General features: G+C 39.4%; 14 protein-coding genes and 1 tRNA gene. 7 read left to right on the plus strand and 8 right to left on the minus strand.

What is annotated here, in order from left to right; genetic code table 11:
• Nucleotides 1-109 precede the first annotated feature (109 nt).
• Nucleotides 110-2,398 (plus strand): hypothetical protein, encoded by a 2,289-nt coding sequence (locus ABMA79_RS00610; protein ID WP_393089421.1) that lies wholly within the window; start codon nucleotides 110-112, stop codon nucleotides 2,396-2,398.
• An 18-nt stretch (nucleotides 2,399-2,416) separates the two neighbouring features.
• On the opposite strand, the gene ABMA79_RS00615 is transcribed toward ABMA79_RS00610, so the two are convergent.
• The 3 genes from ABMA79_RS00615 to ABMA79_RS00625 form a co-directional block, all read right to left on the minus strand.
• Nucleotides 2,417-2,788, minus strand: coding sequence for a hypothetical protein (locus ABMA79_RS00615; protein WP_392857351.1), 372 nt, complete (start codon nucleotides 2,786-2,788; stop codon nucleotides 2,417-2,419).
• An 82-nt stretch (nucleotides 2,789-2,870) separates the two neighbouring features.
• A complete protein-coding gene (locus ABMA79_RS00620) occupies nucleotides 2,871-3,509 on the minus strand; it encodes a hypothetical protein (protein WP_393089424.1) in 639 nt (212 codons plus the stop codon).
• 18 nt (nucleotides 3,510-3,527) lie between these two features.
• Nucleotides 3,528-3,604 (minus strand) — tRNA-Arg (locus tag ABMA79_RS00625).
• 115 nt (nucleotides 3,605-3,719) lie between these two features.
• On the opposite strand from ABMA79_RS00625, the gene rsgA reads away from it, so the two are divergent.
• From rsgA to ABMA79_RS00650, 5 genes are all read left to right on the plus strand, one after another.
• Nucleotides 3,720-4,706: a ribosome small subunit-dependent GTPase A gene (rsgA, locus tag ABMA79_RS00630; RefSeq protein ID WP_392857346.1), complete on the plus strand. Its 987-nt coding sequence runs from the start codon at nucleotides 3,720-3,722 to the stop codon at nucleotides 4,704-4,706.
• 133 nt (nucleotides 4,707-4,839) lie between these two features.
• On the plus strand, nucleotides 4,840-5,301 hold the full coding sequence (locus tag ABMA79_RS00635) for a PilZ domain-containing protein (RefSeq protein ID WP_392857345.1): 462 nt from the start codon (nucleotides 4,840-4,842) through the stop codon (nucleotides 5,299-5,301).
• Between the two features lie 45 nt (nucleotides 5,302-5,346).
• Entirely contained in the window at nucleotides 5,347-6,435 is a 1,089-nt protein-coding gene (locus tag ABMA79_RS00640; protein WP_392857342.1) for a hypothetical protein, read from the plus strand.
• A 19-nt stretch (nucleotides 6,436-6,454) separates the two neighbouring features.
• Nucleotides 6,455-7,198, plus strand: coding sequence for a hypothetical protein (locus ABMA79_RS00645; protein ID WP_392857340.1), 744 nt, complete (start codon nucleotides 6,455-6,457; stop codon nucleotides 7,196-7,198).
• A gap of 9 nt (nucleotides 7,199-7,207) precedes the next feature.
• Nucleotides 7,208-7,744 (plus strand): peptidylprolyl isomerase, encoded by a 537-nt coding sequence (locus ABMA79_RS00650; RefSeq protein WP_392857338.1) that lies wholly within the window; start codon nucleotides 7,208-7,210, stop codon nucleotides 7,742-7,744.
• Between the two features lie 32 nt (nucleotides 7,745-7,776).
• Here the strand turns inward: ABMA79_RS00650 and recJ are convergent, their stop codons facing one another.
• From recJ to ABMA79_RS00665, 3 genes are all read right to left on the minus strand, one after another.
• Nucleotides 7,777-9,498, minus strand: coding sequence for a single-stranded-DNA-specific exonuclease RecJ (recJ, locus tag ABMA79_RS00655; RefSeq protein WP_393089427.1), 1,722 nt, complete (start codon nucleotides 9,496-9,498; stop codon nucleotides 7,777-7,779).
• 46 nt (nucleotides 9,499-9,544) lie between these two features.
• On the minus strand, nucleotides 9,545-9,790 hold the full coding sequence (locus tag ABMA79_RS00660; RefSeq protein WP_021265840.1) for a hypothetical protein: 246 nt from the start codon (nucleotides 9,788-9,790) through the stop codon (nucleotides 9,545-9,547).
• Between the two features lie 146 nt (nucleotides 9,791-9,936).
• Entirely contained in the window at nucleotides 9,937-11,286 is a 1,350-nt protein-coding gene (locus tag ABMA79_RS00665; RefSeq protein WP_393089430.1) for a hypothetical protein, read from the minus strand.
• Nucleotides 11,287-11,430: 144 nt separating this feature from the next.
• Between ABMA79_RS00665 and ABMA79_RS00670 the strand changes: the two genes are divergently transcribed.
• Nucleotides 11,431-12,174 carry an acyl-[acyl-carrier-protein] thioesterase gene (locus ABMA79_RS00670; RefSeq protein WP_393089433.1) on the plus strand — a complete coding sequence of 248 codons (744 nt, stop codon included), beginning with the start codon at nucleotides 11,431-11,433 and terminating at the stop codon, nucleotides 12,172-12,174.
• A gap of 1 nt (nucleotide 12,175) precedes the next feature.
• On the opposite strand, the gene ABMA79_RS00675 is transcribed toward ABMA79_RS00670, so the two are convergent.
• Together ABMA79_RS00675 and ABMA79_RS00680 are read right to left on the minus strand one after the other, a co-directional pair.
• Nucleotides 12,176-15,751 carry a fibrinogen-like YCDxxxxGGGW domain-containing protein gene (locus ABMA79_RS00675; RefSeq protein ID WP_393089436.1) on the minus strand — a complete coding sequence of 1,192 codons (3,576 nt, stop codon included), beginning with the start codon at nucleotides 15,749-15,751 and terminating at the stop codon, nucleotides 12,176-12,178.
• Nucleotides 15,748-20,745, minus strand: coding sequence for a tail fiber domain-containing protein (locus ABMA79_RS00680; protein ID WP_393089439.1), 4,998 nt, complete (start codon nucleotides 20,743-20,745; stop codon nucleotides 15,748-15,750). The genes ABMA79_RS00675 and ABMA79_RS00680 overlap by 4 nt, the downstream gene beginning before the upstream one ends.
• Nucleotides 20,746-20,749 lie beyond the last annotated feature (4 nt).

Here is a 20,749-nt window from a genome sequence, read left to right on the forward strand (position 1 = left end):
ATAGATATTGCTAAGTGTTTAATATTAAAGAGAATGCACTTAAGTTCCGGCTTTTTTAGGAACTCTTAAGGCCCTATAATAAAATATAAATTATTAAAGAGGGATTCTTATGAGAAGCTTAAACGTACTCAATAAATTATTAACGGCGACCATCATCTTCACGATGATCAACCTCAATATTGCCATCAATATCGAGCAGGCGCGTTTTAATATCACAGGCCAGCAGGCCATGGCACAAAGTACACTTCCTAAAGAAGATCGTTCGATGTCAGGGGATGGGTCATTCAAGTTAAAGAATGCTCAAGAATCTGATAGCGATAGTATGGCCCGTAAGCGTCAGCAAAATAGTGGGACCTACACTAAGGAAGAAGGTGGAGGGGGACTACTTGGAATCTTCAGTAATCAACTCTTTGCACCTCTTATTATGCTTACAATTGCTTTCTTAGTTGCAAAGATCTGGCTTTTCTTTAAACCAAGTAAGCCTTATGACGTATATGCTGCAGCTCTAGGTGCAGGTATCTTATTACTAAATGAAGTCATGAGTGCCTTTAAGCAAAACGAGTCACTTAAAGATCGTAAGGATCGAATTGAATATGAAGGTCTTGATGAAGACGGGCAGATTGATGTTTCTCAAAAGCAGATGCTTGAAGAAGAAAAAGCTGCTCTAGAGGAAATCAAAGGTACGGCAGAAGATAAGTCAAAATATCAAAAGGCAGCTGCTGCGGCATTTGCTGTAGCTTCTGGAATTGCATTTGTTCAAGGCAATGGCGAGCAAGTTCAGGCACAAGCATGTGCTACGGCCGTAAACGCTAGAGCGAAAGCTCTAATGGGTTTACAAGCGGGTTCTGTCGCCTGTATGGATCCATCTGCCACAGATACTCAAGTTTATACGACTGCTTGTGAGGCAACGGCCGTAACAACAGAGGCAATTGAGTCTCTTAAGTTAGTACCAGGTGAATCAAAGATCCAGTATAAACAGCTAGTGAGCCTAATTAAAACTAAGGAATCAAATAAGCAAGCTTGTGAGCTAGGAGCGGACGCAAAAGCGACTCAGGCAACGACTGTCTGTAAAACTAATCTTTCTAAAGCTAAAGCTGCATCACCATACTCTGCACCACTTGTAGCTAAACTCTCTATTGCTTTAGGCAAGATTGAAGCAGCGACTGGCGCTCTTGCCGGTACGAAGGCAGTAGTAGAGACAGCTTGTCTAGTTCATACTGAAGAAACAGTGAAGAACTCAGGAGAGTCTGACGGGCTTAAGACAGGAACAGGAGCAGATGCAAAACCAAGTACTAAAGCTGGTTTCTATGCATCGATTCTTACACTACTTATTAATAAAGCTCACGCTGGTTATGGAAGCCTTATAGGGGCCCTAGGTGGATTGATTGCTGCTTATAAACTACCTGTTGGAACAGCAATGGATACGTTTATGCTTTCAAGTATGAAAAGAGGAACTCTATGGCTTGCCATGAGTGGGACTTCTTTAGCTTCATCGAAAGCAATGGATAAGGAAGCAGATGCGATTCAAAAAAATATCGATAAGATTGATGCAATTTTAGCGAAGTTTAGATCTGCTGATTCAGTAACAAGTGCCCAAGCAAAAACAATGCAGAAGAAGACGACAATGTTAAGTGCTTATACGCCTCAACAAATTGGTGAGAAGTTTGAGTGTATTGGTGGCCTTCCTAAGATTGCGACAAATAATGGTTCTAAAGCGTGTCCAAATGCGAAGAAGTATATTGTAAGTGGAACTGATAAATTAAATGCTGCTGGATTTAAGATGCCAGATAGTTTAGTGGGATCACTTGTTAATGCAGCTAATGGTATTCAAGATACAACTTCTGTTTCACCAACAACGCAAGAGGCATTCGATGCTCTTGGTTCATCTGCTAATGCTCTTAATAAGAAAGCAAATGCTGTTATGAAGAAAACACTTGAGCGCGCACAAAAGGCAAATAAGAAGAAACCTGTAGCTAAGAGTTTACTTGCTTCATTTGGTAGGAAGTTTGGAAACTTAAACAAGAGAGCTGGTGGTTCAAGTGGACTTATGTCAGCTCTGCCATATCTTTCTCAACCAAATCAAGGTTCAAGCTTTGATGAGAATGAAGATGAAGAGGAATTACAAGATGGCCTAGCTGTTGATGCTAAAGGTGGAGAAGGTCTTGATGCATCTGGTGCTAAGAATAGTGGATTTAAGTTTGACTTTGGTGAGAGTGGTGCTGATCAATACGCGCTTCAAAAGAATTCAGAATTTGCAGCAAATGCAGATGCTGTTGCAGCAATGGATGAAGAAGGCGAAGGTGAGATTATTGAAGATTCAAATGTTGATATTTGGAAAGCAATCTCTGTTCGTTATAAGAAAACAGCATACGATAGATTATTAAAACGAATTGAATAAGGATTTTAAAAAGGTCGACTACAGGTCGATCTTTTTGATTCGCTTATCTATACCAAGATTCTTCTTACGATATTCTTCACCGAATCTCTTTGGACAATCAACTTCCTGATAAGAAAATAATTTTGTATCTTTGAAAAAGTAGTGTGGTTTCTTACCTTGGTAAAACCATTGGGAGTGAGACCACGAGCTTACCTTGATCTCTGGCTCTTTACTCTTTTGATTTATTGTCACGTCATCAACTCTGTAGATCGAACTAGGGGAACGGTTTGTTCCTGCATAGCGATTATCCACTTCCTTCACACATGTATCCACATCATATGCTACGTGATAGCTAGGTGAGCACGAGGCCAGGAAGGAAATTGAAAGTAGCGCTAGAGTGATTCGTTTCATGTCCTACTTATCGTCAGCTCATGAAAATTCCTTTAACTGTCAAAGTTTTATTTAAGTAAATTAAATAGTTTAGACGATTAAATTAATTTAAATATCTTAAAAATAGACCTAAAGCTAAATAAAATGCGAAGTGAAAACCAAGAGATAGAAGGTAGCCACGATAGAAATAAGAAATGAGATAAGCAAAGAGCAGTCCTCCTGCAATTGATGGCAGGATGAAGTAAAGTGCATTCATTCCAAATATATAAAATAGAGGAAGGTGAATGATAGCGAAAAAAATCCCAAAGTATTTCACGCTATCTCTTCGGTTATAAATTTTCAGATAGTGTTCAATTAGAATATTAATTAGTAGCTGTTGAAAGATAATATCCGCAGACTTCGAAATAAATACATTCCAATTAAAAAGTGGAAAGAGAATTTCTGAATTAATAATTTCAAATCTCTTAATCAATGAAATAGGAAATAAGTAATTAATTGAAACGGCCATTGCTAAAAAGGTGATACACACAGCCAAGTAAGACCTTATATGCTCTTTAGATATTTTTATTGAACTTGTGATGTAATTAAAGATCAGAGCACTGGCAATGAAGAAAGCAGATGTCGGGGCCCAGCCTGAATTATAATCAATTCCATATGGCTTAAACACAAGGTTTATAATACCCATGATAAGCATCCAGAAGCTGCCCACGATAATTGTAAATTTAAGAGATTGTTGTTTCATAGAAAGTCGTTGAGAAAATGGCGCACTCGTCAGGATTCGAACCTGAGACCGTCCGCTTAGAAGGCGGATGCTCTATCCAGCTGAGCTACGAGTGCGTACTTGGACTTTGTGTTCAGTTAAAATAATGGCACACGCCACATTTGTCAATATAAGATGTAAAAATGTTGAAGAGATGGTAAAGTTTATAGAAAGTTTACACAGTGGAATTCTATGTCAGATAACGTACTAAAAGCTAAAATTATTCGCTCGCACCAACGCGACTTCGATTGCCTCATCGACGAAACTAAAGAAGTAGTCAAGGCCACGGCGCTTGGGAATCTTCTTAAGAAGGGGGAAACTCTGGTCGTTGGCGATAATGTTTATTTAGATACGATAGCTGAAACAGGGGAATTTATCATCAAGGAGGCCATGCCTCGTCACAATGAAATCTTTCGAATTCTAGTGAGAACTTCAAAACGCAAGGTAACTGCCGCTAATTGTGACTACCTTGTGATCCTCTCATCAGCTGCAAGGCCTAGGTTTAAGCGTGGGATTATTGATCGCTTTCTTGTGCGTGCCTTCCAGTGGGGAGTGGAGCCCATTGTTGTTTTCAATAAAATGGATCAATACGATCCTGATGAATTTGATATTCAATACGAAGTTCTACGCCTTAAAGAGCTAGGGGTTAAGTATTTTGAGATCTGCGCTCTGGATAAAGATTACGAGACTCAATACCTAAAGGGTGGAATGAGTGAGTTCAGAGAGGCCCTTAAGGGGAAGACTGCTCTTTTCGTTGGCCAGTCTGGGGTAGGAAAGTCACAAACGATTTCATGTCTCTCAGAGGGAGAAGTCGAGCTTAAGACGAAGCAGGTTGGAAAAGTAGGTAAAGGTTCACATACGACAACTTGGTCAGAAATTGTCGATCTTGGTGACTTCTATCTTATTGATTCTCCAGGAATTCGTTCGTTCTCTCTTGATGATATTGATCCAGACGATTTGTTAGAGCTTTTTCCTGATCTTGAAGAGATTGCTCGCCACTGCCAATTTTCAAATTGTAACCACGAGCCAGAGAACCGAGGTTGTGCCTTCTATTCTGAGGAATACGATCCAGAGACTGAAGAGGGGCTCATGGTTCACTCAAGGCTTGAAAGCTATCAGCTTATTCACTCTGAAATTTCTTCGACGCCATTTTGGCAGAAAAAGAAGAAATACCGCTAAGTGTTCAATTTTATTTAGTTTTTAACATTTGGACCTTCTTGCCTAGCGCGAGATTTATCTCTTATTTACCTCATGATTTCTGCTCTTTTGACGATAAGTCAGACAGCTAAAATATCTGTAATAAGGGGTAATAATGTCTGATAACAAAGTAATTAACTTCCAAGCAAAGAGAGAAGAGAATATCGAGAAGAAGCGTAGAAGCTTTGAGCGTATTTGCTTTAATAACTTTATGGGAGCTTACTCGGTAATTGAGTCAGATGGATATTCTTATGCAATCAATATGGTTGATATCTCTCACGATGGACTATCATTTAATGTTCCGTGGACAGATAAGACAGATGCAAAGCTTAAGGAAGGGGATGAGCTAAAGCTTAAATTCTACTTCACAAAAGGATCATATATCCCTGTTATCGTTAATATTCGTCACAGTGCACTAGTTGAAGGTGCCGACGGTGTCACTTATATGCAATATGGTTGTGAGTTCGATAAGTCGATGCACTCATTCAAGGCCATGGAGCAATTTATCAACTTCATTTATACATTCTCTGAGTACTCAGTAGTGGATAATGGAGAGATGAAATCTCTTTTTATTTAATGGTATCTAATTGTCATTAAGCCTTTAAGCTTATAAGATCGGGCCATGAAAATCGCGATTTTAGGTAGTGATAAGCAGGCCCTTGCCGCTTATCGTTTTTTTGAAGACTTAGGTGTCCACGTTAAGATTATTGGTCAAATTCCAAGTGAATCCCTTGAGGGTTTTCGAGAAATTGCCCATCGTAATGTGGAGGTGATTCGCGTTCATAAACGCTTCCTTGCACCATCTTCTGTTTTAGAAAATCGCTCTCGCGTGGCCGATACTTTTCGTGTTGTGTTTAAGGTAGATGCAACACCTGAAATTGAGCGCCAAAAACTAGAGAACCCTGAGATCTTTGAAAAGCTTGGTAAGGATGTTCTTGATTCCCTTAAGAATTCAATTGAGTCTTTTGAGGACTTTGACTTCATTTGCTATTCAAACGAATTAACGATGGCAAACCCAATGGGTGCCGCTCAAGTTCATGCTTTAAATGAACTTGCTCTTGCTGATGATGAAAGAATCACTTATCACAGTGAGCACGAAGCATCTCTTTCTGCTATTAAGGCCGCGAGAAACCTGTGCTTAGTAGGAACAGGAGTTGAAAACCTTAAGCTTCTAAGTTTAATAAAAGAAGACTATCTTGAAGATCTAACTAAGACCCTACAGATTATCACTTCTGAAGAAGTTCCATTTGGAAACCTAACTTCAGCACAAGTTAAAGAATATAAAGATGAAATTTCTCAATTTAGTGACCTTTTAGCGAAGGATCGCCAGCAATTTGACGATGAGAAAAGAGAATTCGAAGAAAAGATTATGCAGTGGAGAGCTCTTGAGCCACATATTAAGGCAAAGACTCCGACGCCTGCTGAGCCGAAGCCAAGGCTTATGATTTATAACAGCGCTGTTGTTTCATCTGTCGATAAGCTCTTAGATCGTAAAGGTTTATTTGTAACGATCGAGGGAAGTGATCTACTGGGTGGTGCTGAACAGCTTAAAACTCTTGCCTGCGACCGTATTTGCGTCGATCAAGGCGTGAGTGTTGAGTCTAGTAAGGTAAAAGGTCTAACGAGTGATGAAGAGGGATTCTATTCTCTTCATGAGATGGCGTTAGAAGAAATTAAAGAAAATATGTTAAAATATTTTTCTAAGCAATAATTGAAAACTAGGTTTTATATTGAGACTACTTTATATCGTATTCATATTAGCACTTCTTTCTTGTACGACGGCCGTTGATCGCGAGTACAAAAGAGTGCAAACAGATGAGTACTACCGCGATTCTGGTGCCGCTGTTTATATGCTTCCAATTCTTCCTGAGTGGAGAAATTTCTCAGGTGAAGGGCAGTGTAAACGCACAAGTGACATGAGGTATTTGAATATTTTAAACCTTATGGATAGCTTCTCAATTGATCACCAAAGTGCTTCTCAAATTCAATTTGCTTTTAATCGCTTGTACTTAGAGCGTGCTCAAAATATGGAGAGAAGTCCAACTCTAAAAGAAGTTGAGCAAATCTTCTTTAGTGCTAACGACTTTGTTACCGCCACTGGTGGTTATCTAAAACAACCAAAGTTTTCGCAAGTTAATATCATTTGGTTTGATAGCTACCGCGATAATATGGCCCAACTGAAAAAACTCATGTCTTCACAATCAATGCTAGAAGGAAGGCCTGTATTTGTTTCTCTATGCCTTAAAGACAATGAAGTAAAAGCTGCGCTTAAAGAGGCGAGTGTTAATTTTGAAGGTGCTTACTTTGTCGACTATCGCTATTTAACTTATTACACACCTAAAGGAGAGTTGTCTTCAGAAGAGAATTTCTACTTAGATCAATATCTAAGCTCAGGTGTAAAAAGACGTCGTGTCTATTCTCATAAAAAACGCCCAGATTTTATAAAGGGACGCTTTAAATATATCAATTATTAAGGAGTAATTATGTTCGGTTTTGGAACTAAGAAAGATGCCCACAAAGAGGATCTAGATCGCCTATACGCAAACTTTGAAACAAATATGGGAAATTTCAAAGTAGAACTTTATGCAAAAGAATGTCCAGAAACAGTATGGAATTTTGCCAACCTTATTGAAGGTAGACAAAAGACTCCAGCGAAAGAAGGGCCATACTACGATGGTTTAATTTTTCACAGAGTTATTGCTGGTTTTGTTATTCAAGGTGGATGCCCTGATGGAACAGGAATGGGTGGACCAGGTTATAAATTTGAAGATGAGTGTCGTCCAGACCTTCGTCACGATGGTGCAGGGATTCTTTCAATGGCAAATGCTGGGCCAGGAACAAATGGATCTCAATTCTTTATCACTCTTGGTGCAACACCACACTTAGATGGACGCCACACTGTTTTTGGTAAAGTTATTGAAGGTATGGATGTTGTTGAAAAAATCGGTGAAGTTCGCACTGGTATGCACGATCGTCCAATGCACGATATCGTTATGGAAAAAGTGACGATTGAAAGATAATTCGAAAGATAAGAAATAATCTTAAGTGGACCTTAGTTAAGGTCCACTCTTTCAACCATAAGTTGAATATACTTATTTCCATTGAAGTAGTTTAGAGCAAGCGTGAAGAAAACATCCATTTCAACACTTGGATCATTTTGGCGCTCAAAGATTTCATTTGGCGTAAGCGCTCCCCACTTAGACATATAGTTAAAACTTATCCCTTTAAGATTAATTTTCTGATTTGTCATCGAAGTAAAATTCCATCTTACGTGAACATCTTTTAAAAGATCAAAGCTCTTAAGTTTTGCACCTTTTAATTTGAAGATAGGTTTCGCATTACCCATTCCAAAAGGCTCAAGAGCATCAAGTCCTCTAAGAAGATTTGGATCAATTTCATCTGGTGTGATCTCAAGATCATAGAAATCTTGCACAGTTCTTTCAATTAATGGAATGGCCTGAAGCTTTTCATTCATTGAGGCCTTGAATGTCTCAAGGTTTTCAACTGGCATTGAAAGACCGGCCGCAGCCTTGTGGCCACCAAACTTTAAGAAAAGTTCACGGTGCTCATCTAGGAGTTTATAAATATCAAGCTCGCCTGCAGATCTAGCAGATGCCTTAATTACACCTTCGTCTTCAGCGTCACTAAATACGATGGCCGGAACTTTAAAAGTTTCAACAAGCTTTGAAGCGACAATACCAATTACACCCTCATGAAAGTGTGGAGCATAGACAATTGCAATATCTAACTCACCATCTCTTTTAAGTTCATCAATGACTTGTTCTTTGGCCTCTTCAAAAACTTCTCTTTGAATGGCCTTGCGTTCAGTATTACAGTTAACAAGCTGGTGGTAGTATTCACGAGCTTCGTTATAATCTTTAGAGATGAGAAGTTTTAGTGCCACCTCAGGGTGGTCAAGTCGACCTTTTGAGTTAATTAGTGGCCCAACATTAAAAGATAATTTCTCACTTGGAATAATATCTTTTCCACGATCTGTAGGGTCAAAGAAGGCCTTAATCCCTTCGTATTGGGTATTCTTAATCAGTCTCATTCCATGACGAACGAGTTTTAAGTTCATTGGACTAAGTGGTGCAAGGTCACAAATTGTACCAATGGCCACATATTGAAGGAGATCGTAAACAGATGGAATCTCTTGTCCACGCGCTAATAACTTCTTTCTAATTTCCACACAAATAGCAAAGGCAACTCCAACACCTGCAAGAGGTTTCATTGCAGAGTCAACAGGCTCATCGCGACGAGAAGGGTTAACTACGGCAACCGCTTCTGGCATCGTCTCACGTCCATCCTTATGATGGTCTGTGATAATAAGCTTTAGGCCTTTCTCTTTTGCATAAGCTGCAGCTTCAACATTTGAAATACCACAGTCAACTGTAATCATTAGATCAATGCCTTCTTCAATAGCACGATCAATTGAACAATTGTGAAGGCCATATCCTTCGACAAAGCGAGAAGGTTGAATAAGATCAACTTCTAAGTTTAGCTTTTGAAAGAATTGGTAGAAGAGAGCACAAGACGTCGTTCCATCTACATCGTAGTCTCCATAGATAGCGATCTTTTCATTATTATCGATGGCCTTGATGATTTCATCTGCGGCAATATCAATATCGATGAGCTCACCAAAATTTGGCAATGCTTTTAGATCCCAAGAAAGAAACTCTTGGATTTCTTCAACGCCCATTCCTCTTTTGTGAAAGAGTCTTTGAACGACTGGATGTAAATTAAAATTCTGAGTTGCGTGTGTTGTGTTCTCCATTAGAGAACGATATCACGTTGGAACTTGATCGAGAATTAATAAAGTCTTACCAAAGTACGGTAATACCCTTAATAATATCTTCTTCGTGCAGCTCGTTAACATCTGAAAACAGTAGCTTAAAGTCAGAAGAGTTCTTTGCGTGGACCTTATCAAAGTATTTTGTTGGTAAGAATGATTTCTTGCAGCTTTGGCATTTTTGAACTTCTGTTGCGGTATCGTGCACGTGGCCACAAACATGACACTTTTTAATAATTCTTTTTTTAGCAACTTCCATATTAATTTCTTTCATCATTCTAACCTTAATTCCTTTAGATGTAGTACATACCTCTTCGAAAGATAGGTGAATAAGTTTAGAGAAATCGGCAATAATTACCGAAAAAAAGTAAAGGCCGAGTATGTAACTCGGCCTTTGTCATCAAATAAAAGGGGGGAAGGGTATTAAAAAAGCTTTATATTAGCGCTATTAGTAGCGTCTAAAGCAGTCGTGAAATTATTAAGAATTGGGTTACTGCTTGCAGTATTGATTCCCATATTAAAGTTCTGGTTTGGAATATCGCTACCCCAATTATAACCATGTCGAGAGTAATCAAAATTTTGTACCTGAATTGATTGCTCTGGAGTGTAGTAGTTACCCCAAGGCATTGATTCACTTACTCTAAGCATTGGTGCATTCGCACCGTAGTAATCATTGTAACTATAATTCCAATTATTGAGACGATTCATATCTTGCATCATATAAGATTGCTCTCTAAAATCGCGCACCATATTTGAGAAGCTCTCTTGTCTTTGGTTAAGAGCATCGTATGTACCAAAGTATGAATTCACTTGTGGTTGCGTAAACTGAGAAGTAAGCATGCTAACAAATTGTTGCATGGCCATGGCCTCTTGCTGTTGTTGGCGTTGGTACTCAGCTTGCTCCTTCATCTCTCTGATATATTCAACTAGGGCCAGCTCAGCTTCTGATAGTTCGTCGTCTTCTTTTTTATCTTCTTTCTTATCTTTCTTCTTTGCTTTTAGCTTATCTTTATCAATTTCTTTGCTATCTGCTTCAGCGATAACTTCCTTTTCTTCTAAATCAGCTGAATCATTCTTGTAGTCTTCAAGTTCTGCCGTAATCTTTGCTAGTTCTTCTTGAAGCTTTTTTATTTCATCAGTATCGACTTTTGATTTTGCATTCTCCAGTTCACAAACTAAGATCGCATTCTCTTTCTTTAATTCTTCATTCTCTAATTCTAGTGTTGATAGTTTCTCACTAATCTCTTGAAGCTTTTCTCTTGTTTCATCAAATTTAGAAATTGCCTCTTTTGCCGTATCAAGTTCGGCCGTTCTTTGCTCGATTAATTCTTCGAGTGCCTTAATTTTTTCTTGGCGAATATTATCATCAACTGGATCAGATGATTGTACGTTTGCTAATTTTGATTTTAGGCTAGAGATCTCTTCACTGCTTTTTGCAAGCTCTTGTGATAGAGTGTCAGATTTACCTTGTAGGTCCTCATATCTTTTTGATAAGTCTTTGAAGTCTTTAACAAGCTTTTCATCGACGTCTTTAATTTCAATTTTAACAATATTTTCAACCTTGCCAAATAGCTTAGCAGTATCAAACCAAAGATCAAAAATACCTTTTTGGTGGACTTGATAAGATGTTACAGAAATTTGCTTCTCACCTGCGATCTCGCGGTAGTGGCCACTATGGTATGAGTTGTCAGAAACTAACATTTCATTTTGCACATAAGTGCTCGATAGAAATAATGCACTCATAATAAATAGCTTCTTGTAACAAGCTTTCATAAATTCCTCCCAAGAATTTGATTCAATTTATTAGTTGCAACTGCTATGCCAAGAAAAAGGCCAAAAACCATGCAAAAATGCCATGGATAGTGTTCATCTTTTAGACACTGGCCAAAACGAATGCGCTTTTGCTTTAATATCTTTATGAAAAATCCAATCTATCAAAAGACTTATCAGGTCAGTATCAATAATGTGAATATCAACAAGCGCCTTGGGCTCTTTGGAATGCTCGGCTATCTGCAAGATATTGCGACTGTTCACGGCGAAGAGGCAGGTTTTGGTATCGAAGATATGATTAAGGATCAATCCTTTTGGGTACTGGTTAGACAAAAGCTTCGCATGGACAGGTTTCCTCATTGGAATGAGGTTATTGAGATTAAGACGTGGTCTCGAGCACCTGAGGGTATGTATGCCTTTCGCGAATTTGAGATCTTCCTTAATGGTGAGAAGATTGGGGACTGTTCAACGGTATGGATGATTCTAGATGGTGTGACAAGAAAGGTGAAAAAACCTGACTTTCCAATGGATAAAATAAATCCTCGCACTGATTATCATTTAGATTATATTGCTCATAAAGTTGAGGTAAGGGATAACTTTGAAAAAGTTAATACCATTACAGTACGAAATAGTGATCTTGATTTAAATATGCATGTGAATAATACGAAGTATTCACAGTGGATTCTTGATTCGATTCCAATCGAACTTCATAAAACGGCAAAGCTTAATGAATTTGAAATTAACTTCATGGCCGAAACTCATCTAGGGGATGAGATCGATATCTATCGAGCTCGAAATGATGAAGGGGAGTTAAGTCACGATATCGTCTATAAAGGAGTTAGACACTCTGATGGTAAGACTTGTTTCTTGGCAAAGCTTTTAGCTGATTAGATTAGCGTAGGTAGAATTCAAAGCTACAGGCACCTTTTCCTGAGTAGCAAACTTCTGTTCCATAGGCCGGCACAACACCTTCGTTTCCATTATTGATTGCAATATTATATGCATCTGCGGAATTGTAATTATCGTTGGCATTTTGTCCTGAACAGCCTACTGTTCGGCTTGTGTGGCGTAGGTTTCCTGTACAATCCTCATAGTCGTAATCCCAAGTTCCATTGCCATTTTCAATTATTGGAGCACCACCATTATAAGAAGGAGAGATAAACATCGCATCTGTTGTCCCATTAGCACGAGAGAAGTATTCCGGATTAATCGATGCTCTAGTATTAGGGAGAGTTCTCTCTATTAAGAGATTGTCGGCGATAGTGCTCACCATGATTGAATTATCAAGATCAGTAACACCACTTGAGCGCACGACTAAAGTCCAGCCACCACCATCTGTTGTCATATCACAATAGACTGTACGTAGGGCATTTTGACCTGGGTAGAAGTTGATCGTGTAATTTCCTGAAGGAGCATTTGGATTTTCTTCAAGGATTTGCTTACAAGAGGATTTATAATTTCCGTATGAGTTTGATTCACGAATCATAAACCAAGCGTTCCCTGCACCAATTGCTGTCGCTGGATCTGTTGCCCATTGTTTGGCCGTTCCATTCCAGTAGGCACCGTTAAAATAGCCACCTTCAGTTCCTTCACCACCACCATTTATTTTTCCATTCCAACAATTTGCATACCAAAACGGAGTATCAGTGTAGAAGGTAGCACAAATTCCTGTGTGATTATCATTATCTTGATCTGAAGTCGACCACATCATCCCATCATGACTTGTAGCAATTGCAGCATTCACTGTTCCTATTAATTGAGTGTAGGATTCGATATTTAATCGGTAACTATCAGCTGGATCAAAATTCTTTACTGTCATCATGGCCTGTTGTGAAATCGGTTGTTCGTAATCAGGTGACCAAGAGTAGAGGAGTTGAAAGTCATTATTTCCAGAGATCGAATCCCAGTGTTTTAGACCTACGAAGTAATTGAAATATTCTAAGTAATAATTTATTGTTTGTGCCGCTGGCATTCCTGGCCTAGAGATTGGTGAACATTTTCCCGTGAAGTCATTTGATGCTGATCGATCATATGAACAACGCGGAGTCGTATTAATTGAATCAGCATATGTAAGATTTGTCGTTGGCTTATTTGTTCCCTCTCGAGTATTCCCCCAAACAAGAGTCCATCCTCCACCATGAGTTGTCATATCGCATATTGTTGGAAAAGGAGGAGTTGCGCCAAGTGGGCTATCTGGATCAATTATGTAAATACCCGTTCCACTTGAATAGCCACGATCAAGAATTTCTCGACATGACTTCATGGAAGGAAGTGAGCGTACCCAAACACGTGTCTCTTGATATTGTTTAAGAGTAAGCCCAAGGCCTGATTCAACTTCTGTACTATTATAAGCATTCGTACAATAGCTATTATCGCTAGAAGTACAAGTGGAAATATCACTTCGAACCATTGAGTCTCTAGGAGTACATCTCTTTCCGTAACCTCCACCAATGAAGATTCTGTCTGTAGTATTTGGATCCACATTTACACATGAATAAAAGACACGCCAGTTGTTTCCATAACCATGGAAGAAATACTTCCCAACAAGTTCTACATCTTCTGTACCATCCATATCTGCAAATTTAACTTGAGGACTTGTCGCATCTGCCTGTGAAATTACTTGTTGAAAATAATCTGGAATAGTCTTATCGAGGTAAGCTGTCTCCCAAGTGTTATCTGTAATACTAAATCCAGTATTTACACTTTCGATGCGCATTTGATTAAAAGCAATTGAATTTGATTTTGAGTAAACTTCTGCTGAAGTCTCTCCTCGTGCAGCGTGAGTCGGGTAGCCATGCCATACTTTTGTCCAGCCACCGCCTTCTGTCGTCATATCACAGTCAACTGTAACTGCCGTTCCTTCTGGATAAATCGTATAAGAACCGTTTCCACGTGACTTACCACTTAAGAGAATATCCATACAGTTCTTTGGTCGGTCGTATTTCTCTCTTAAAAAGTAGCGTGCCTTAACAGTTGCTTGTCCTGTGTTGAAACCTCCAACGCCACGAACACGGTTAAGGTCATCACTACCATTTGTATGATATATATAGTGTCGTGGTTGATCGTGTACGTCAGATGTTCCTGTTTGAGTATATGCAGGAAGACAGTCTCCCCAACCAAAGCCAACGCCGGCCCAATTCGTTTGCCTATCTAAATAGTAATTTGTTCCATTGCTATTTCTAAAACGAAATTGTGAGCCACCAGTTAACATGTCACAATCTCCTGGAGTAGTCCTACTTGGTCCTGCTTTAATATCAACAACAAGATTAAAGTCCTCTGGGTTAAAGAACTCAACTGTCGAGTAGTCAGTTGCTCCCCAGTTACCGATATCACGGGCCATCATTTGGGTTGCCGAGAAATTATAGAAATTATGCATACCGATTGTATTCATATCCGCATAATTTGTACTATTGATATTGATGCCAGCAAATTCGTTTTTCATCGTGTTGTATGACTTTTTTGTCGTCATTGTAGGATCTGCTGCGTTGGCATAGAAAAGAGTCCAGCCACCATTATCAATATCCATTTCACAGTAAACTTGAGTAGCTGTTACTTGATCAGGGTATACTGTATAGAGACCTGAGCCTTTGGACTCACCAAGCTCAACGAGATGTTGGCATGACATCGGTCTCATCCCTTCATCATGAAGATAGAGCTCTACTAATTGTGTCCCCACGTCATTATTATGATCTGAAGGAATTCCTGTTTTATAAACTTGATCTGAACCGATTGCAAAGTACCAATTTGAATGATTAACTGAGCCATCTAATAATGAAGCATCGCCATTTGAGTAACCAAAACTATTATTCCCAAGCTCTAGGCCACCCCATCTTTGACTATTCATTTCAATATCAATTCCTCGATAGCCACGTACAGGAGTGTCGTAAATTGGATTTGTAAATTGTGACCAAATATTTTTCTTACCTTCATTTGGGTAGTTAATCCAAAAAGTGAAGCGATTAAGATTTTCAAATTCATCAATATACTGAACGATAGAATAGAGGTCACCAGTCGGTGCTGCTTGATTATAGAGTAGAGCTGAATTCGTAGTAGGGAAGAATCCACCGGCGACATCATGTTTATAGATTCTCGTCCAGCCACCGCCATTATTATCCATATCACAGTAAACACTTAAGGCAGCAAGAGGTCCTGCGCCGTCTATATCGATTGTATAAAGTCCACTTGGATATGATCCTGTTTTATTTAAAGTCGAGCAAGAAACCAGACAGTCGCGAACGACAATATCAGATGGTGCATTGGCATAGAAATTCATCCACTCTGGATTTGTCTTTGTTGAAACAAAGTGTTCATTTGTTGTTGATGTATTCCATACTTTCTTACAAGTATTATGGGCCACAATTGTTTTAAGTTCATTGGTTGCTAGTTTAAAACCAGTATCAATAGTATTGATCGCAAGAACAGCTTGCGAGAAGAGTAGAGTAAATAGAAAACCTATTTGAATTTTCATTTCTTATTTGCTTTTTGTAACTCTTTAATTGCTTTGCGCATCTCTTGCATATCTGCTTTAAGTTGCTCGTTTTCTTCTTTAAGTGAAGCAATCTCTCTTTTAACTTCTTCATCATTACTAAAGAGCTTATCAATTTTATTCGAAATTGATTTTACTGCTTCGACTAAAAGTGCCGTGATATTTCCGTACTGAACAGATTTATAGCCATCTTGTCCTGTCTTTACTAACTCTGGTTGAACTTTTTCAACTTCCTGAGCGATAAAACCTACAGTCTTTTCTTTTGGAAAATTTCTTTCTGGAAATTCATCCGTTTTCCAATCAAAAGTTACCCCACGTAGAGAGTTTACCTTGTGAAGTGGATCAATAATCGTTTCCACGTTTTCTTTAAATCTTTCATCTGAAGTATAAAGGTAAGCTGCTGCAAGAACGTTTCCTGAGACATGTAGCTTTTCTGATGGTGTTGTTGTTCCAATTCCAACATTTCCAGCAACAGTAACAGATAAAAGCTCAGTTGGAGCAGATGGCGTAGCCCCATCTCCAGTTGTATAATCAGTTCTACCAATAAAAAATCGATTTAAGAGTCCACTAGGAGCAAAGTCACCACCTAATAAGAAACCATTTGCGTTATCTTCACTTATCGACAACACGCTATTGTAATTTGAGCCAATTCTTAAATCTAAATTTGCAAGTGGAGTCGTCGTTCCAACTCCAACTTTTCCAGTGTTATAGTAAATATCACTACCTGTCGTTGTCCATTGAGATTGATTAACTCCACCAATTTGAGTCGTTACATAACTTTTCATCGCACTAACTGAAGGAGCTTGTACCGTTTCAGTTCCTGCTGTCGAGTTTACAACTGCTGCTGTTTGAGCACGGCCATTTGTGAAGTATAAATTGGTTGCACCTTCAGCTAGGTCATCAGTATCAGCAAGACCTGTAATTGCTGTGTAGTTGGCATTGATTTGTGCTTGAAGTTTACCGTAGGCACTTAATATAGAATCCGTAGGTGCTAGCACCGAATTTGCTCCAACGGTATATCCTGTAAGAGGTGTACTCATCACATTTGAAGCTGGTACACGTCCACTTCCATCGAGTCTTAAAAGCTCATTGGCACCATTTGAAGTATTAACAGCTATATTCACATCATCAGTGTTCGCCGTTAGAGTAAGATCACTAGAAGCTGTTAGGCCTTTGAATACTAAGTCAGTTCCAGTCTTCGTCTTATAAAGAGAAGTCCCACCTGCACTTGAGGCCGTGTTTTGTTCTCCACTTGCTGCAACAACTGTTGATAAACAGCCTGCACCATCAATACAGATATCATTGCCTGTTGTGACATTCATCCCACCATCAACTGTAAGCTTCTGTGTTGGTGCGATATTTCCAATGGCAACATTTCCACCGGAAGACTGTAGATAAACATCAACATCACCAGCATTAGGTCCTGAGGCAAATGTCCTAAGATATGTATGAGTATCACCACCTTCATAGATTAGGCGGAAATTCATATCTTGAAAGTCAGGTTCACCATTATCTTCAATTAAATCAAAGAAAGATGCTGTATCACCAACAGTTAGAGAAAAGGTTTCTACTGTAGCACCTGCTCTTGAAATATAGAATGGTTGTGTACCAGATCCAGTTGCAAAATTTGCACCACCATTAACCGCCAGCTTATGTCCCGGATTCTGCACGCCAATTCCGATATTTCCTGCATAATTACTTATCTCTGACTCTAAACCAAATAGAGTAGAAGAGATGGCCGATGTATTATCGTGTTTGATCACATCTTGAATGGTATTAATCGTATAAGTACTAGTGTGATTATGATAAACCTCAACAGTATCACCAGTAAGTCTTAGAAGTGGATGATTTGAATTTGTCCCACTGACACTTACAAGCTTGGACTGCCAAACTCCATCACTCTCTTCCCATACGAGATACACTGAACCAGTTCGAGTCGCTGTCGCAGAAACAGATAGAGTTATTCTGTAGGCATATCCACTAGCTAGGTTTTGTGATCCCGTTATCAAGTCAATTGCTTGGAAAGTTGCATTAGGAACAGAGTATGAATTTGTAATAGCTCGCTCAAAGCTCTTTGCTCTTACCGTACCGCTTACTTCTAATTCTCTTGAAGGTGTAATGTTTCCAATACCAACATTCCCAGAATTAAAGTAAATATCACTTCCCGTTGTCGTCCACTGAGTTGCACGATCATCAACATATGTTTTAATTGCTGCTACTGATGGAGCTTGATCTGTTTCACTGCCTGCCGTTGAATTAACGACTGCTGCAGTTTTTGCTCTGGCATCAGTGTGATAAAGGTTCGTTGTGCCCTCTGAAATATCATCAGTGTCATAAGCTGAGATGGATGCAATAGAAGATGCATGTGAGTTAAGTTGTCCTTGAACTTTCTGAAATGCTTGTATAACTGAATCTGTGGCCAGGACTGTCGTAGCAGCTCCTGTCGTAAATCCTGTTAACGCTACATCAATGGCAGGGTTGTAGTTAATTATCGAATCTGCCAATTTATCACCAGCACCTACTTGAGCAATTTTTCCGTTAGTTGTACCAACATCAATTGAAATCGTTCCTGATGAAGTAATCGTACCACCAGTTAATCCTGTACCAGCTGTTACTGAAGTTACTGTTCCTGCGTTTCCTGTAGGCCATGCCGCGCGACAGTCAGCACCGATACAAAGCTCAGTTGCTTTTACCTTTCCTAAAACATCAAGTTTTTCTGTCGGAGAAGCTGTTCCAATCCCAACATTACCTGCACCATCAATTCGCATTCTTTCTTTATTAAGATCTGCAATTAGTGGCCCACTCGTTCTAAAAACAAGAGCCGCTTGCCCGTAATCTGCATTCGCACCATCAGTTTCTTGGATTGAAGCAATGGAAGCGTTGGCAACTTTTGAAGATCCCGAGTAGTTAGATGTAAAAAGAATATTAGTTTCAGCGCCAATTGCTGGATCAGTCGAGTTTAAGCGTAGCATCGCAGGAAAATCTCTTCCTGCTGCAAGGCTTACGGTTTTATCCACACCATTAATATCAAGAAGTGAATACGGTGTTGTTACACCAATTCCAATATTTCCTGTCGGATAGTGAATATCACTTCCTGCTGTTGTCCATTGAGTTGCGCGATTATCTACATATGACTTAATCGCAGCTACTGAAGGTGCTTGGTCTGTTTCACTTCCTACTGTCGAATTCACAACAGCTGCTGTTTTTACTCTAGCGTCAGTATAATAGAGGTTTGTTGAACCTTCTGGAATATCATCAGTGTCATAAGCTGAAATTGCTGCAAGATTTGAGGCATGGGAATTAAGTTGACCTTGAACTTTTTGAAATGCTTGAAGGACAGTATCTGTCGCAAGTACACTTGAAGCTGCACCTGTTGTAAACCCTGTTAAGGCAACATCAATGGCAGGATTATAATTAATAATTGAATCTGCTAATTTATCTCCTGCTCCAACTTGAGCAATCTTTCCATTAGTTGTCCCTACATCTACGGCAAGAGTTCCAGAAGAGGTGATCGTTCCGCCTGTTAGTCCCGTTCCTCCTGTAATAGAAGTAACTGTTCCAGCATTACCTGTTGGCCATGCGGCACGACAATCGGCCCCAATACAAAGTCCTGTTCCTTTGATATTACCGGCAACTTCTAATCTTGCAGTTGGATTAAGAACTCCAACACCAACTCGTCCAGCATTTGTCACAGCTAAACTTTCAATATCTGTTCCATCAATATCACTTACAATTCTAAGACTATGATAGCTATTTGAAACTCCCTCTGAAGCAATAAGAAGACCTGCCATATTTGCATAATCTGTAATGGCGGCAACATCAGCATCAGTGGCACCAAAGCGCATTGTGTTTACGTCGTTTGCACCTCCTACTATGTGTAGAGGTCCTGTGGGCAAGCTTGTTCCAACTCCAATATTTCCAGTATTGTAATAAATATCGCTGCCACTAGTTGTCCACTGAGACGACGTGATAGCTCCAGTTTGGGCCGTTACATAATTTTTTACTGAATCAACTGACGGAGCAGTATCCGTTTGTGTTCCTGCCATCGAGTTAACAACTTTTGCATCGGCCATGGATTGTGCCGTCGTATCGACGTAGCCTTTTACTGCAAGTTCACTTGGAACTTGAGTTGCAGAATCTAAAGTTCCTGAGTTATCAAGATCACTTGCTGGAATTTGCGCAACGTTGGCAACATTACTAAGCCCGACATAAGTTTTATCAATTGTTGGTGCATTGATTTTTGACCAACTGATAGCTGCCGATGCATTAATATCTGCATCCATAATCGAGCCATCTTGGATTCCACTTGAATCAACTTCTGGACTTGAACCGCTGGTTACACGTCCGAAGTTATCAACTGTTACCGATGTGTAAGTTCCGGCAGATCCAATGTTTGCTTGACCAATAACTCCGGCATTATCAACAAGAGTGGAATCAACACTAACTGCTGCCGTTTGATCCACACACTCGAGCTTGTTTGATGCATTTACTGAGACAACTTGTCCGGGAGAACAAGCCGCTGCGATAACTAAGTTATCTGCAATTGCAGAGTGATTGGCGTAAACTGAAATTGGGTTAGCTAAGATATTTTGATAATCATAAGCGATTGGGTTTCCAACATCTGTAATGTCCGTTACGCGAATAACAAGTGTTTGTCCTGCCGGTATTTTATCAATAACATCTGCTGTACTCGAATAGAGTGGGTCAAACGACCCTAGGTTATCGAAGTCTAACTCAACAGTGTAGATCCCATTAGACAGCGGAACGCTATTAATTGTTTGAGTCGCAATTACTGTAGGAAGATCATTTGAATAGAAGAGTTCAAATTTAAGATTAGGAGTTCCTGTAATAGGAGTTCCATTACTTTGCACAAGACGTCCCGAGTAACCGAGCTTACTTGTCGAAGCGTGCAGGTTTAAGGATAAGAAGCTTAAACTAAACGCTAAAATGTATGTAAAGATTCTACTAACGTACAACAAA

Origin of the sequence: Halobacteriovorax sp. HFRX-2_2 (genome assembly GCF_043196705.1) — a bacterium.
Taxonomy (GTDB): Bacteria; Bdellovibrionota; Bacteriovoracia; order Bacteriovoracales; family Bacteriovoracaceae; genus Halobacteriovorax_A.